This window comes from Marinobacterium sp. xm-g-59 (genome assembly GCF_013283315.1).
In the GTDB taxonomy this organism is placed as follows: domain Bacteria; phylum Pseudomonadota; class Gammaproteobacteria; order Pseudomonadales; family Balneatricaceae; genus Marinobacterium_E.
Genome location: NZ_WBYR01000009.1, coordinates 23,438 through 37,632, shown reverse-complemented (window position 1 = coordinate 37,632; position 14,195 = coordinate 23,438). Strand labels below are relative to the sequence as shown.

General features: G+C 47.7%; 15 protein-coding genes. All 15 read left to right on the top strand.

The features are described from left to right. Window positions 1-275 precede the first annotated feature (275 nt). Window positions 276-1,352, top strand: coding sequence for a TRAP transporter substrate-binding protein (locus tag XMG59_RS09665; RefSeq protein ID WP_173482168.1), 1,077 nt, complete (start codon window positions 276-278; stop codon window positions 1,350-1,352). A gap of 169 nt (window positions 1,353-1,521) precedes the next feature. Beyond that, window positions 1,522-1,656 carry a 50S ribosomal protein L34 gene (gene rpmH / locus XMG59_RS09660; protein WP_173482167.1) on the top strand — a complete coding sequence of 45 codons (135 nt, stop codon included), beginning with the start codon at window positions 1,522-1,524 and terminating at the stop codon, window positions 1,654-1,656. A 24-nt stretch (window positions 1,657-1,680) separates the two neighbouring features. Further along, complete coding sequence (gene rnpA, locus XMG59_RS09655) at window positions 1,681-2,067, top strand: ribonuclease P protein component (RefSeq protein WP_173482166.1); 387 nt, start codon at window positions 1,681-1,683, stop codon at window positions 2,065-2,067. Between the two features lie 6 nt (window positions 2,068-2,073). Next, window positions 2,074-3,735: a membrane protein insertase YidC gene (gene yidC, locus XMG59_RS09650; RefSeq protein WP_173482165.1), complete on the top strand. Its 1,662-nt coding sequence runs from the start codon at window positions 2,074-2,076 to the stop codon at window positions 3,733-3,735. A gap of 78 nt (window positions 3,736-3,813) precedes the next feature. Further along, the gene (mnmE, locus tag XMG59_RS09645) at window positions 3,814-5,181 is read left to right on the top strand and encodes a tRNA uridine-5-carboxymethylaminomethyl(34) synthesis GTPase MnmE (RefSeq protein ID WP_173482164.1); all 1,368 of its coding nucleotides are present in this window, start codon (window positions 3,814-3,816) and stop codon (window positions 5,179-5,181) included. Window positions 5,182-5,681: 500 nt separating this feature from the next. After that, window positions 5,682-7,571: a tRNA uridine-5-carboxymethylaminomethyl(34) synthesis enzyme MnmG gene (gene mnmG, locus XMG59_RS09640; RefSeq protein ID WP_173482163.1), complete on the top strand. Its 1,890-nt coding sequence runs from the start codon at window positions 5,682-5,684 to the stop codon at window positions 7,569-7,571. Next, window positions 7,571-8,197, top strand: coding sequence for a 16S rRNA (guanine(527)-N(7))-methyltransferase RsmG (gene rsmG / locus XMG59_RS09635; RefSeq protein ID WP_173482162.1), 627 nt, complete (start codon window positions 7,571-7,573; stop codon window positions 8,195-8,197). Before mnmG ends, rsmG begins: the two co-directional genes overlap by 1 nt. 1 nt (window position 8,198) lies before the next feature. Continuing rightward, complete coding sequence (locus XMG59_RS09630; RefSeq protein WP_173498605.1) at window positions 8,199-8,987, top strand: ParA family protein; 789 nt, start codon at window positions 8,199-8,201, stop codon at window positions 8,985-8,987. Window positions 8,988-8,996: 9 nt separating this feature from the next. Then, window positions 8,997-9,863 carry a ParB/RepB/Spo0J family partition protein gene (locus XMG59_RS09625; protein ID WP_173482160.1) on the top strand — a complete coding sequence of 289 codons (867 nt, stop codon included), beginning with the start codon at window positions 8,997-8,999 and terminating at the stop codon, window positions 9,861-9,863. Between the two features lie 112 nt (window positions 9,864-9,975). Beyond that, on the top strand, window positions 9,976-10,377 hold the full coding sequence (locus tag XMG59_RS09620) for an ATP synthase subunit I (protein ID WP_173482159.1): 402 nt from the start codon (window positions 9,976-9,978) through the stop codon (window positions 10,375-10,377). Between the two features lie 25 nt (window positions 10,378-10,402). Then, a complete protein-coding gene (atpB, locus tag XMG59_RS09615; protein WP_173482158.1) occupies window positions 10,403-11,224 on the top strand; it encodes a F0F1 ATP synthase subunit A in 822 nt (273 codons plus the stop codon). Between the two features lie 61 nt (window positions 11,225-11,285). After that, a complete protein-coding gene (gene atpE, locus XMG59_RS09610; protein ID WP_169451839.1) occupies window positions 11,286-11,519 on the top strand; it encodes a F0F1 ATP synthase subunit C in 234 nt (77 codons plus the stop codon). 70 nt (window positions 11,520-11,589) lie between these two features. Further along, window positions 11,590-12,060 (top strand): F0F1 ATP synthase subunit B, encoded by a 471-nt coding sequence (locus tag XMG59_RS09605; RefSeq protein WP_173482157.1) that lies wholly within the window; start codon window positions 11,590-11,592, stop codon window positions 12,058-12,060. A 12-nt stretch (window positions 12,061-12,072) separates the two neighbouring features. Beyond that, complete coding sequence (locus XMG59_RS09600) at window positions 12,073-12,609, top strand: F0F1 ATP synthase subunit delta (RefSeq protein ID WP_173482156.1); 537 nt, start codon at window positions 12,073-12,075, stop codon at window positions 12,607-12,609. Between the two features lie 15 nt (window positions 12,610-12,624). Continuing rightward, window positions 12,625-14,169, top strand: coding sequence for a F0F1 ATP synthase subunit alpha (gene atpA / locus XMG59_RS09595; RefSeq protein ID WP_173482155.1), 1,545 nt, complete (start codon window positions 12,625-12,627; stop codon window positions 14,167-14,169). The last annotated feature ends 26 nt before the right edge of the window (window positions 14,170-14,195 follow it).

Genomic DNA, 14,195 nt, shown 5'->3' with positions numbered 1-14,195 from the left:
AAGAAGAGGTTGCAACTGGTCATACCAGAACAAACGATAGATATAGACTTAAGTCTTAATTTCAGATCGAAAAGCCTATTAAATGGCCATGTTTGAACCATCAAAGAGAAATTTAAGGGTTAACTGGTCCTACCAGATCACCTGATTAGTTAGACCAAAGTAGCAGGTTGATTCAGGCAAATAATTAATACTCTTGCATGGTGGCTGGTTATAGCTAGTATTAGCTGTGTCCTAACTAACAATAAACGCCGAAAAGGCAAACACAAGGAAATATCATGAAACGTAGAGATCTGTTTAAAGGTGCTGTACTAGCAGCAGCCGTTTCAGCAGCAACTGCAGCTTCAGCTGCTGAGCTTCCAGAACTTAACTGGCGCCTACAGTCGGCTGTACCTCCAGGTATCGGCTTCTACATGGGCGGTGTCTACTTCGCTGAAGAAGTAGAGAAGATGACCAACGGTAAATTCAAGATTCGTGTATTCCCTGCGGGCGAAATCGTAGGCACTATGCAGATCTTTGACGCAGTATCAGACGGTACGATCGAAGCAGGTCACACAGCGTCATACTACTACTTCGGTAAAAACCCAGCATTCGCTCTAGATACAACCGTTCCTTTCGGCCTTAACTACCGTCAGTTCCAAGCTTGGTACAACTTCGGTGGTGGCGGCGAAATGATCAAAGAGCTTTTCGCTAAATCGAACATCGTTCCATTCCCATCAGGTAACACGGGTGTACAGATGGGTGGTTGGTACAACAAAGAAGTTAAATCACTAGACGATCTTCAGGGTCTAAAGATGCGTATCGGTGGTATGGGCGGTAAGATCATCGAGAAGCTAGGCGTTGTGCCTCAGTCTATCCCGGGTGGCGATATCTTCCCATCACTAGAGAAAGGCACTATCGATGCAGCTGAATGGGTTGGTCCATTCGATGACATGAAGATGGGCTTCAACAAGGTTGCTAAGTACTACTACACTCCAGGTTGGTGGGAAGCGGCTCCAAACCTTTCTGTCTACATCAACAAAGAGAAGTTCGACGCTCTACCAGTTGAGTACCAGAACATTGTTGCAGCAGCAGCTGAGCGTGCAAACGTTAAGACAACTGCCTTCTACGATGCGAAGAACCCAGAAGCACTTAAGACTATCCTAGCGGGTGGTACTAAGATGAAGGTCTTCCCGAAAGACGTAATGGATGCTGCTTGGGAAGCTGCACAGGAAACTTACAAAGAGCTTTCTGCTGAACACCCAGACTTCAAACGCATCTACGACAGCATGGCTGCGTTCCAGAAAGACCAGAACCAGTGGATGTCTGTTTCAGAAGGTCCTCTAGACGGCTACATGCAGCGTAAAATGCGCTAATAGCTCGTTTAGCTGATAAAAAACCAGCTCTCGGGCTGGTTTTTTTATGGATAGCAAACAAAAGGTTTGCAACTGCTTAGCGATTTCTATAGAATTTTGCGTCTCGATTTTTAGGCAGATGTCCATACAACATCTGTGACGTATAAATGACTTGTAATAGGACAAGGCAATGAAAAGAACATTTCAACCAAGCGTACTAAAGCGTAAGCGCAACCACGGTTTCCGTGCTCGTATGGCTACTAAAAACGGTCGTAAAGTGCTTGCTCGTCGTCGTTCACGCGGCCGCGCTAGCTTGTCTGCATAATTAAGCGGACTTGCTGAATGCCAAATGGCTGAGTTCGAATACCCTCGCCAGTTAAGACTTTTAACTGGCGGTGATTTCAAAAGGGTATTCGACAAAGCCGATTTTAAGGTCAGTGATACTCATCTACTGATTCTTGCCCGCCACTCCCAATCTGATCATCCCCGCATCGGATTCGTTTTTTCCAAAAAAAATATTCGCAGAGCCGTGAATCGAAACCGCGTTCGTCGTATCATTCGCGAGTCTTTTCGTTTTAACCAGCATCAGCTCCCTAATGTCGACATTGTTGTTTTATCTCGACGTGGTATTGATGAGCTGGAAAACGAGCAATTACATGCGCTCATAGCGAAAAGTTGGAAACGTTTAAACAAGCAGGCTTTAAAAGCCCAAACCTCAAATAAAGGTAATGGTTAATTCGCCATGGATATACAGCGAGTCATTCTACTCGGCGCACTCGGTCTAATCTCATACATGCTGGTTCTCCAGTGGAATGCTGATTACAACACTCCCGTCGCAGCACAACAAACTCAAACTGAATCAGTTTCAGCGTACCAGCCAGCCGCAGGTAACGACCTGCCAAGCGCAGCGCCAGCAGCTGAAGCTGATCTACCAACCGCAGGTGCAGCAACGTCCACACTGGCTGCAGCAACAGGTGATCTGGTCAGTGTAACCACTGATAAGTTCGGCATTCTGATCGATCCACGTGGCGGTGACATCATTGAAGTCAAACTGCTCGATCATAAAGCGACGTTGGAAGGCGAAGATCCCTTGGTTCTGCTTGAGCAGAACGCTAACCGTACCTATGTTGCTCAATCAGGCTTAGTTGGCCCTAATGGCCCAGATGCGTCTAAAGAGGGGCGTCCACTCTACTCTGTCGCTGAAGCTAGCTACGACATGGGCAGTGCCGACACACTGGCTGTAGATCTGAACCTAGTCGATAACGGCGTAGCCATTACTAAGCGATTCACCTTCACACGCGGTAGCAACGCCATTGCGATGGACTACCTGATTGCTAACAACAGTGACTCAAACTGGCAAGCGACTCTATTCGGTCAACTTAAGCGTGATCGTAGTGCTGACCCTTCAGAAACTACTGATATGGGTATGCAGTCTTACTTAGGCCCAGTGTTCTCAACTCAAGAGAACAACTACAACAAAGTTAGCTTCGATGATATAGACGACGATGGCCGTTACAGCGAGAAGAGCCAAGACGGTTGGGTTGCTATGATTCAGCACTACTTCATGAGTGCTTGGATCCCTAATCCAGGTCAGGAGTACACCTACCAGGCCCGTCAGCTTAACGGTAACTACATTGCTGGTTTCTTAGCACCCTCTGCTGTTGTTGCTCCAGGCCAGACAGGCCAGATCTCGGCAACGCTGTATGCGGGTCCTAAAGATACTGATCAGCTGGAGAAGATCGCTCCGAACCTAGATCTTACGATCGACTTCGGTATTCTCTTCTTCATCGCTTCACCAATCTACATGGTTCTTAAGTGGCTCTACTCGATCGTCGGTAACTACGGTCTTGCCATCATCTGTGTCACGATTTTGGTGAAAGCTGCCCTATTCCACTTGAATGCTAAAGCGTTCAAATCGATGGCAAAAATGCGCAAGTTCGGTCCAGAGATGGCTCGTCTTAAAGAGCTATACGGTGATGATCGCCAGAAGATGTCTCAAGAGATGATGAAGCTCTACTCGAAAGAGAAGATCAACCCTCTCGGTGGATGTCTTCCTATCGTTGCTCAGATGCCGATCTTCATCGCACTTTACTGGGTATTGATGGAAGCGGTTGAGATCCGTCACGCGCCATTCATTGGTTACATCCAAGACCTGTCGCAAATGGACCCTTACTTCATCATGCCTATCTTGATGGGTGCGACCATGTTCATTCAGCAGCTGTTGAACCCAACGCCTCCAGATCCAATGCAGGCGAAGATCATGAAGATGCTTCCAATCGTCTTCACCTTCTTCTTCCTATGGTTCCCAGCGGGTCTGGTTCTATACTGGTTGGTGAACAACGTCCTATCAATTGCACAGCAGTATGTAATCAACAAACAGATCGAAGCGGGTGATTCTAAATAAGCAACTTGCAGCTTAAATCCCCACGCGACACACTAGGGCTCTTCGGAGCCCTTTTTATTGATTGGAGAAAGACTTCAGATGATCAGCAGCAGTAAAGATACGATCGTTGCACAAGCAACCGCCACTGGCCAAGGGGGCGTCGGGATTGTTCGTCTTTCAGGGCCTAAGTCTGCTGAAATTTTAGAGGCATTTATCGGGTTTAAAGCCAAACCCCGTTACGCTCACTACACCCCTTTTCATGAAACTGATCAACAGATCGACGAAGGCATCGCCCTGCTTTTTCCTGGACCCAATAGCTTCACCGGTGAAGATGTTGCCGAACTTCAATGTCATGGTGGTCCCGTTGTCATCGATCTCATCATTCGCCGCGCCATTGAGCTAGGTGCTCGCATGGCTAGACCAGGTGAATTCTCAGAACGAGCATTTTTAAACGATAAGCTCGATCTCACTCAAGCTGAAGCCATTGCTGATCTGATTGAAAGCTCTTCAGAACAGGCAGCTCGCTGTGCGTTAAAATCACTGCAAGGCGCTTTTTCGCGTGAAGTTGATCAATTGGTCGATCAGCTAACCAACCTACGCATCTATGTAGAAGCAGCCATCGACTTCCCTGATGAAGAGATCGACTTTTTAAGCGACGGCAAAGTGCGTGGTGATCTGGTCAACATTATTGAGCAACTCAATCAGGTTCAGAGCCAAGCGCAGCAAGGCAGTTTAATGAGAGAGGGTATGACTGTCGTGATTGCTGGCCGTCCTAATGCCGGAAAATCGAGTCTGCTCAATGCGCTATCGGGGCGTGATTCAGCAATTGTCACCGACATTGAGGGGACAACACGAGATGTCTTGAGAGAGCAGATACACATTGATGGCATGCCACTGCACATTATCGACACCGCTGGCTTACGTGATGCACCTGATCGAGTCGAACAGATCGGTATTGATCGCGCTTGGCAGGAGATCAAAACGGCTGATCGTATCTTAATGCTCGTGGATGCTAGCCACTCAGAGACAACGGATCCACAAACGCTGTGGCCTGAGATGGTCGAAAAACTCAACGGTGATCTGAGCCATGTCACCTTAGTTCGCAATAAAATCGACCTAACAGACGAGAGTACTAGTCTTGAACAACAGGGTGAAAACACACTGATTAGACTCTCAGCCAAAGATGAGCAAGGCATTGATCTGCTTCGGGAGCATCTAAAGTCCATTATGGGCTATCAAGGCAATGCTGAAGGCGCTTTTATGGCGCGTAGACGCCATATGGAGGCTCTAGAACAAGCACAGGAGCTATTAAACACCGGTCTTTGGCAGTTAGATACCCAAGGTGCTGGTGAACTTCTGGCGGAAGATCTGAGGCAGACACAGCAGGTGTTAGGTGAAATAACCGGTAAAGTTTCAGCGGATGACCTGCTTGGAAAGATTTTCGGCTCTTTCTGTATCGGTAAATAGTTTTCCACAATCCAAAAATAGAGTTACTCACAGATAAAAGGCGAATGCTGAGCATCTGTTGTGGATATATTCAATAGTTATCCAAAGAATAGCTCACAAAACGCGGTAATAATTCTTCGATTGTGGAAAAACTGTCAGCCTAACCCCGAGTAATTGGACGATTAAACTGTGAATAAAATAAATTGTGTATAACTAGCCTACTTATACACAACTCACACACAACAAATGTTCAAGCTATTCGCGCTTTATAAGCGGGTTATAATTTCTACAAACTACTGTTTTTATTGATTTTTAATCAGTTAATAACAGAAATCAGCCTACTTAAATAATATTAAAAATAATAAACTCTCTTTATATATTTATTTTATTTTTTATTTATCTACTCTCACTCTACAAACAGCAGGTTGGCTATTTTTTAACCATTTCTTCAATGGCAATCCCTAGGTATAATCCGCGCCATATTTCTGTCTAGGTTTGAAAAGGCAGCTAAGAGGTAGAGAGTGGATTATCCAGATCGTTATGACGTGTTGATTATTGGTGGCGGTCACGCTGGCACTGAAGCGGCATTAGCATCAGCACGTAAAGGGGCTAAAACCCTGCTATTGACTCACAATATTGAGACACTGGGTCAAATGTCATGTAACCCGGCCATCGGTGGTATTGGTAAGAGTCATCTTGTTAAAGAGATTGATGCACTGGATGGTGCGATGGCTCGTGCTACCGATAAGGGCGGTATTCAGTTTAGAACGCTTAATGCACGCAAAGGTCCCGCTGTGCGTGCCACACGTGCACAAGCGGATCGTATTCTTTACAAAGCAGCCATCCGTTCTATTCTTGAAAACCAACCTAACCTCGATATCTTTCAGCAGGCGGTCGATGATCTCATCGTAGAAAATGATGAAGTTCGCGGTGCTGTGACCCAAGCTGGCATTCGTTTCTTTGCAAACAGCGTTGTCTTAACAGCAGGTACCTTCCTTGGCGGTTTGATTCACATTGGTATGCAAAATTATCAGGGTGGTCGTGCCGGTGATCCGCCTTCATTACGACTCGCAGAGCGTTTACGTGAGTATCCTCTTCGCGTTGACCGTCTCAAAACGGGTACACCGCCACGAATTGACGCACGCAGTGTCGATTTCTCAGTGATGCAAGAACAACCTGGTGATACACCAACGCCTATCATGTCGTTTATGGGCCAGGCGAGTGACCAACCAGAACAGATCAGTTGTTACATCACGCATACCAATGAGCGGACACACGAGATTATTCGAAATAACCTTGATCGCTCGCCGATGTACTCTGGGATTATTGAAGGGATAGGACCGCGTTACTGCCCTTCCATTGAAGATAAGATTCACCGCTTTGCGGACAAAGACTCCCACCAGGTTTTCGTTGAGCCGGAAGGGTTAACCACGCACGAGCTCTACCCAAATGGTGTCTCAACCAGTTTGCCATTTGATGTGCAGCTTGAGGTCATCCGTTCAATGCGCGGTTTTGAAAACGCTCATATCACACGTCCGGGTTATGCCATCGAATACGATTATTTCAATCCTCAGGATTTGAAACACACACTTGAGACCAAAGTGATCTCTGGTCTCTACTTTGCCGGTCAAATCAATGGCACAACAGGCTACGAAGAGGCGGGCGCACAAGGGTTGTTGGCCGGTATGAATGCCGCTGCTCGTGCACTGGATCAGGATCAGTGGTATCCGCGTCGTGACGAAGCCTACATCGGTGTCTTGGTTGATGATTTGATTACGCACGGCACATCAGAGCCTTACCGTATGTTCACCTCCCGTGCTGAATACCGTTTGGTGTTGCGCGAAGATAACGCGGATATTCGTTTGACCGAGATAGGTCGCAAACTGGGTGTCGTTGGTGATGATCGCTGGACCGCCTTCTCGACTAAACGCGATCAGATTGATTGTGAAATGGCACGGCTCTCATCGACTTGGATTCAACCAAAGTCAGCAGAAGCGGCTGCATTGGAACCCAAGCTGAGTTCACCGTTGGCACGTGAGTACAACCTTGCTGATCTGGTAAAGCGTCCTGAACTTAGCTATGCCGATATCAAATCCATTAAACCTTCTGAGGTTGAGATTGAGGCGGCGGCTGAAGAGCAGATTGAGATCTCGATCAAGTACGCCGGTTATATTGATCGTCAGAAGCAAGAGATTGATCAGATGCGTCGTCAAGAGAATACCTCTTTGCCTGAGGACTTCGATTATGATGCCGTTGGTGGTCTCTCAAACGAATTAAAATCTAAGCTAGAGCATGTCCGCCCGGTGACTATTGCTCAGGCTTCAAGGATTCAGGGCATGACGCCAGCGGCTATCTCGCTGTTATTGGTTCATTTGAAGAAACTTCAGCTTCAAGCTAAGGCGGCCAGTTAATGGATTACAATCCAAAAAACGATTTAGAGTCAGGTCTAAGTCGGTTAAACCTGTCTGTATCTGAATTACAGGTTGAGCAGCTGTTGGCCTACTTAGCCTTGTTACAGAAATGGAACAAAACCTACAATCTGACGGCGATACGCGATCCAAAACAGATGCTGATAAAACATATTTTGGACAGTGTCGCGATTGCGCCCTACGTAGAAAAAACCGACCTTATCGACGTCGGTAGTGGTGCTGGGTTACCTGGAATTCCTATGGCCATTCTTAATCCTGATATGCCAGTTGTTACTCTGGACAGCAACGGTAAAAAAACTCGGTTTCAGCATCAGGTAAAAGTTGAGTTGAATCTATCGAATTTAGAGGTGGTTCATGGTCGGGTTGAGGCGTTTGCCGGTCGTACTTTCCAACAAGTTACCTCTAGGGCCTTTGCTTCTATCGAAGATATGGTAACGTTAAGCGCTGAGCTATTAGCCGATCAGGGTCTGTTTCTTGCGATGAAAGGCCGTTATCCTGATCAGGAGTTGGCAGATCTGCCAAATCAGTACCATTTAATCGAGAGTTACCCCCTTCAAGTGCCCGGTCTTGATGAAGAGCGACACCTGTTGAAAATTGGGAGAGTGTAAGTTGGCCAAGATTTTAACGGTCACCAATCAGAAAGGTGGGGTTGGTAAAACCACCACCAGCGTGAACTTAGCGGCATCACTGGCTGCTATGCACAAGCGCGTTCTGCTCATCGATCTGGATCCTCAGGGTAATGCGACGATGGGCTCTGGTGTTGATAAGCATGATCTTACCCTCTCGGTCTATGAGCTATTAACCGATCAAGCGAGCGCCAAAGAGTCGATCATCACCAATTTAGAAGTAGGCTACGATGTTTTAGGGGCCAATGGCGACCTAACGGCGGCAGAAGTTGAACTTCTGCAGATGACACGTAGAGAGTTTCGTCTGAAGATGGCGCTCGATGCTGTGGCTGACCAATACGATTTTATTCTGATCGATAACCCACCTTCGCTGAGTTTGCTAACGGTGAATGCACTGGCTTGCTCTGACGGGGTTATTATACCTATGCAGTGTGAATACTATGCTCTCGAAGGGATCAGTGCACTGGTGGGCACCATCGATAAGATTCATGAACGTCTTAACCCTCGCCTGAAGATTGAGGGTATTTTGCGCACCATGTTCGATCCACGCATGAGTTTGACCAAGGATGTCTCTGATCATCTCCTAGAGTATTTTGGTGATCAGGTTTACCGTACAGTCATTCCACGTAATGTCCGTTTAGCAGAGGCCCCCAGCCACGGTCTACCGGCGATCATGTACGATAAAAATTCTCGAGGTGCGATTGCATACCTGGCACTGGCGGGTGAACTGGTTCGCCGTACCGATAAAGAGCAAACCCAAGCGGTTTCTTAAGGAGTTGAAATGAGCACTAAACGTCGTGGATTGGGTCGTGGTTTAGACGCCCTACTTTCCGGTTCTGCAGCGACTGTCGCGAACGACCAATCGAGTGACTCTACGCAACTCACTGAACTGGCGGTTGAGCGCCTAAGTCGTGGTCGTTACCAACCGCGCCGTGATATGGAGCCTCAAGCGCTTGAAGAGCTAGCCGCTTCGATTAAAGCGCAAGGCATTATGCAGCCGATTGTGGTGCGACCTATCGGTGGTGATAATTTTGAAATCATCGCGGGTGAGCGTCGCTGGCGTGCAGCCCAGATGGCTGGTTTAGAGCGTGTGCCTGTTGTCATTCGAGATGTTCCTGATGAAGCGGCCATTGCGATGGCACTCATCGAAAACATTCAACGTGAAAACCTAAACCCGATCGAAGAGGCCATAGCCCTGCAGCGCCTTCAGCAGGAGTTTGAACTGTCACAGCAAGAGGTGGCTGATGCCGTTGGAAAATCGCGCACCGCCGTTGCCAACCTTCTGCGTCTTCTTAACCTGACCGACGAAGTCAAACGTATGTTAGAGCATGGAGACCTTGAGATGGGTCATGCGCGTGCTCTACTGCCTCTCACGGAAGCGTTACAGATCGATGCCGGTCGAGAGGTTGTGGCTAAAGGCCTATCGGTTCGTCAGACTGAGTTATTGGTGCGCACTTTGCAAAATCCAACGGAGCCTAAAGCGAAGCCAGAGCTTACCAGCAAGCATGAGCGTATCGTTGAAGATCTGACTCGACTGCTATCTACCAAAGTGACGCTGAGCGAAAACGCAAAGGGTCAGGGTAAGATTGTGATCAGCTACAATGATGCTAAAGAGCTAAAAGCGATCGTTAAACAACTTCGCGATTAAAGCGAACAAGACCTTAGTCATAGTTAGACTACTCTGTACTTGATGCTTATTCCCTTTTCACCTACAATTGCGCCCGCATTAGCTGGGATAAACGCACTACTTTTGGGCAAAGATGATGAATCCAAACCTCATTGGTAAGCGTTCTGATAGGGCGAAAGCTCGATATTTCACCGTTTTGAAATATCAGTCAGGCATCCTGTTAGTGCTAAGTGCAGTCGCTGTATTTATTGATTTTGTAGCAGCGTACTCAATGCTTATAGGTGGTTTAATCTACTTGATTCCTAACGCCTATTTCGCAAACAAGCACTTTAACAAGCAGACACAGGGGTCTGCACAAGGGACACTCGCAGAGTTGTATGCGAGTCAAATATGGAAAATGGCATTGATGGCCATCAGTTTTTCACTGGCGTTTGTGCTGGTAAAACCCATCAGTGTTTTTTCCTTATTTGCGATGTTGATTCTGCTTCAGGTCAGTAATCTGATCATGCAGTTCGGCGTTAAAACGGATTCTTAACCTTCGATAAAGAGAGAAACTGAGAATGGCATCTGGAACAGTTACCTCCTCAGAGTATATTGCTCACCACTTAACCAACCTTACCTTTGGTAACCACCCTGTTAACGGTCTTGGCTTTGCGCACAGTGCGCAAGAAGCTGCTGAGATGGGCTTCTGGGCGATCAACGTAGACACAATGTTCTGGTCGATTGCTCTTGGTCTAGCGTTCGTGTGGTTCTTCCGTAAGGTGGCTAAAAGTGCGACAAGTGATGTACCTGGCGGCGCTCAAAACTTTGTAGAAACCATCATCGAGTTCATCGATGACAACGTGAAGAGTATCTTCCACTACAAAAATGCACTCATCGCTCCATTGGCGTTGACCATCTTTGTATGGATCTTCCTAATGAACACCATGGACTTGGTTCCCGTTGACTGGATTCCATTCCTAGCAGCAGAGATGGGTATCCACTTCATGAAAGTGGTTCCAACGACTGACGTAAACGCGACCGCGGGTATGGCGTTGAGCGTCTTTGCACTTATTCTTTACTACAGCATCAAGCAGAAAGGTCTTGGCGGGTTCCTAGCAGAGCTTAGCTTCCAGCCTTTAGGCAAATGGTTGCTGCCATTCAACCTCTTCCTAGAAGTGGTTGGTCTACTGGCTAAGCCAGTATCATTGGCACTACGTCTTTTCGGTAACATGTACGCAGGTGAGATGATCTTCATCCTGATTGCACTGCTGCCGTTCTGGGCTCAATGGATCCTGTCGGTTCCATGGGCAATTTTCCACATTCTAGTTATTACGCTTCAGGCGTTTATCTTCATGGTCCTAACAATCGTCTACTTGGCGATGGCCCACGAAGATCACTAAGCGGAATAACAAGAGTTTACTAACTGTAATAACCTTAAATTAACTAAATCGGAGAAAAACGATGGAAATGGCATTGCTGTACATTGCTGGTGCACTGATGATGGGTCTAGGCGCTGTAGGCGCTGCGGTCGGTATCGGCGTTCTAGGTGGCAAATTCCTTGAAGGTGCTGCTCGTCAGCCAGAACTGATCCCACTACTACGTACTCAGTTCTTCATCGTAATGGGTCTTGTCGACGCTGTTCCTATGATCGGTGTTGGTCTTGGTCTATACGTACTGTTCGCTGTTGCTGGCTAACAAGTAGTTTTTTAACTAGATACCCCATGGGTTTCACTACTTTTAATCAGACAACCGCGAGGATAATGGCGTGAATATCAATCTCACCATCATTGGTCAGGCTATCGCGTTCTTCATCTTCGTCGTATTTTGTATGAAATACGTATGGCCACCACTAACAAGTGCACTGGCTGAACGTAAGAAGAAGATTGCAGATGGTCTTGATGCGGCAGAACGCGCTGAGCGCGATCTGAAGCTAGCTCAAGAGAAAGCGACAGATAATCTGCGCGAATCTAAAGAGCAAGCAGCTGCCATCATTGAACAGGCCAACAAGCGGGCTAACCAGATTGTTGACGAAGCTAAAGAGCAAGCGCGCGAAGAAGCTAATCGCGTTAAAGCTGCTGCTGAAGCGGAAATCGAACAAGAGATCAACCAAGCGAAGGAAGCTCTTCGTGCACAGGTTGCAGCACTAGCACTAGCTGGCGCTGAAAAAATTCTGGAAGCCTCTGTTGACGAGAAAGCACACGCACAGTTAGTTGAAAAACTAGCTGCGGAGCTTTAAGCGAGGTTTACGATGGCTGAACTCAATACAGTCGCTCGGCCCTACACAAAAGCTGCATTTGAATATGCAGCTAGCAAGGGCAGCCTCGATCAGTGGGCTAACATGCTGTCAATCGCTGCCTCTTGTGTAGCGGATGCGACAGTAGCCCAGGTGCTGGCAAACCCAGCCCTAACGTCTGAGCAGAAAGCTGGGACGCTGAATGGCCTTTTAGAAGGCGACATCGACCAAGCGGGCCAAAACTTTATGGCTCTATTGGCAGAAAATCAGCGCTTGGCTCTGTTGCCAGAGATCGCTGCACAGTTCAAAAAGCTGAAGTCAGCTCAGGAAGCTTCAATTGAAGTGGATCTGACAACTGCCTTCGATCTTGCTGATGAACAGCAGCAGAAATTGGCTAAGGCGCTTAGCACCAAGTTGGGTCGTGAAGTAGCAGTCACTGCACAGGTAGACAAGTCTATCCTAGGCGGTGTAATTGTTCGTACAGACGACCTTGTGATCGACGGTTCGGTTCGTGCTCGACTTGCGAAACTGGCCGAAGCGATGAATTCCTGAGAATGAGGAATAGAAATGCAGCAACTGAATCCATCTGAGATCAGCGAGATTCTCAAGAAGCGCATCGAGTCACTTGATGTGTCTTCAGAAGCCCGTAACGAGGGCACAATCGTTAGCGTATCCGATGGTATCATCCTGATCCACGGTCTAGCTGACGTAATGTACGGCGAAATGATCGAGTTCCCTGGTGGCGTCTACGGTATGGCGCTTAACCTTGAGCGTGACTCTGTCGGTGCCGTAGTTCTTGGTGATTACCAAGGTCTTAAAGAAGGCATGACGGCTAAATGTACTGGCCGTATCCTTGAAGTACCAGTAGGTCCTGAGCTACTTGGTCGCGTTGTAGACGCACTAGGTAACCCAATCGACGGTAAAGGTGCTATCGACGCAAAAATCACAGACGCAGTAGAGAAGGTAGCGCCAGGCGTTATCGCTCGTCAGTCTGTTGACCAGCCAGTTCAGACTGGTCTGAAAGCGATCGATGCAATGGTACCAATCGGCCGTGGTCAGCGTGAGTTGATCATCGGTGACCGTCAGATCGGTAAGTCGGCAATTGCGATCGACGCGATCATCAACCAGAAAGGTACTGGTATCAAATGTATCTACGTAGCAGTGGGCCAGAAACAGTCTACTATCGCTAACGTAGTACGTAAGCTTGAAGAGCACGGCGCAATGGATCACACGATCGTTGTAGCAGCGGGTGCAGCAGATCCTGCAGCAATGCAGTTCCTAGCTCCATACGCAGGCTGTGCAATGGGTGAGTACTTCCGTGACCGCGGTGAAGACGCACTGATTATCTACGATGACCTAACTAAACAAGCTTGGGCTTACCGTCAGATTTCACTTCTTCTTCGTCGTCCACCAGGTCGTGAAGCATACCCAGGTGACGTATTCTACCTACACTCACGCCTACTAGAGCGTGCAGCGCGTGTTAACGCTGACTACGTAGAAGAGTTCACTAAAGGTGAAGTTAAAGGACAAACAGGTTCATTGACTGCTCTACCTGTAATCGAGACTCAGGGTGGCGACGTTTCGGCGTTCGTACCAACCAACGTTATCTCGATCACAGACGGTCAGATCTTCCTTGAAACTGGTATGTTTAACTCAGGTATTCGTCCTGCGATCAACGCAGGTCTGTCAGTATCACGTGTAGGTGGTGCGGCTCAGACTAAAGTCATCAAGAAATTGGGTGGCGGTGTACGTCTAGCACTTGCACAGTACCGTGAATTGGCAGCGTTCTCGCAGTTTGCTTCAGACCTTGACGAAGCGACTCGTGCACAACTAGAGCACGGTCAGCGCGTTACAGAACTGATGAAGCAGAAGCAGTACTCTCCAATGTCTGTCGCTGAGATGGGCTTGAGCTTGTACGCTGCGAACGAAGGCTTCCTGAGCGACGTAGAATTGAACAAAATCGGTGCATTCGAAGCTGCATTGGTTGCATACTTCAACTCGGAGCATGCTGACCTGATGGCTAAAGTGAATGAATCAGGCGATTACAATGACGAAATCGCTGCTGGATTCAAAGCTGGCATCGAGAAGTTCAAATCTACCCAGACTTGGTAAGCGCTCGAGTTATGAGCAGAACGGCT

Coding starts and splice junctions, on each gene's coding strand:
- rsmG (WP_173482162.1), top strand. CDS start 7,571: ATGGATTACAATCCAAAAAACGATTTAGAGTCAGGTCTAAGTCGGTTA.
- XMG59_RS09665 (WP_173482168.1), top strand. CDS start 276: ATGAAACGTAGAGATCTGTTTAAAGGTGCTGTACTAGCAGCAGCCGTT.
- XMG59_RS09620 (WP_173482159.1), top strand. CDS start 9,976: ATGATGAATCCAAACCTCATTGGTAAGCGTTCTGATAGGGCGAAAGCT.
- XMG59_RS09600 (WP_173482156.1), top strand. CDS start 12,073: ATGGCTGAACTCAATACAGTCGCTCGGCCCTACACAAAAGCTGCATTT.
- atpA (WP_173482155.1), top strand. CDS start 12,625: ATGCAGCAACTGAATCCATCTGAGATCAGCGAGATTCTCAAGAAGCGC.
- rpmH (WP_173482167.1), top strand. CDS start 1,522: ATGAAAAGAACATTTCAACCAAGCGTACTAAAGCGTAAGCGCAACCAC.
- rnpA (WP_173482166.1), top strand. CDS start 1,681: ATGGCTGAGTTCGAATACCCTCGCCAGTTAAGACTTTTAACTGGCGGT.
- XMG59_RS09625 (WP_173482160.1), top strand. CDS start 8,997: ATGAGCACTAAACGTCGTGGATTGGGTCGTGGTTTAGACGCCCTACTT.
- atpB (WP_173482158.1), top strand. CDS start 10,403: ATGGCATCTGGAACAGTTACCTCCTCAGAGTATATTGCTCACCACTTA.
- yidC (WP_173482165.1), top strand. CDS start 2,074: ATGGATATACAGCGAGTCATTCTACTCGGCGCACTCGGTCTAATCTCA.
- atpE (WP_169451839.1), top strand. CDS start 11,286: ATGGAAATGGCATTGCTGTACATTGCTGGTGCACTGATGATGGGTCTA.
- mnmE (WP_173482164.1), top strand. CDS start 3,814: ATGATCAGCAGCAGTAAAGATACGATCGTTGCACAAGCAACCGCCACT.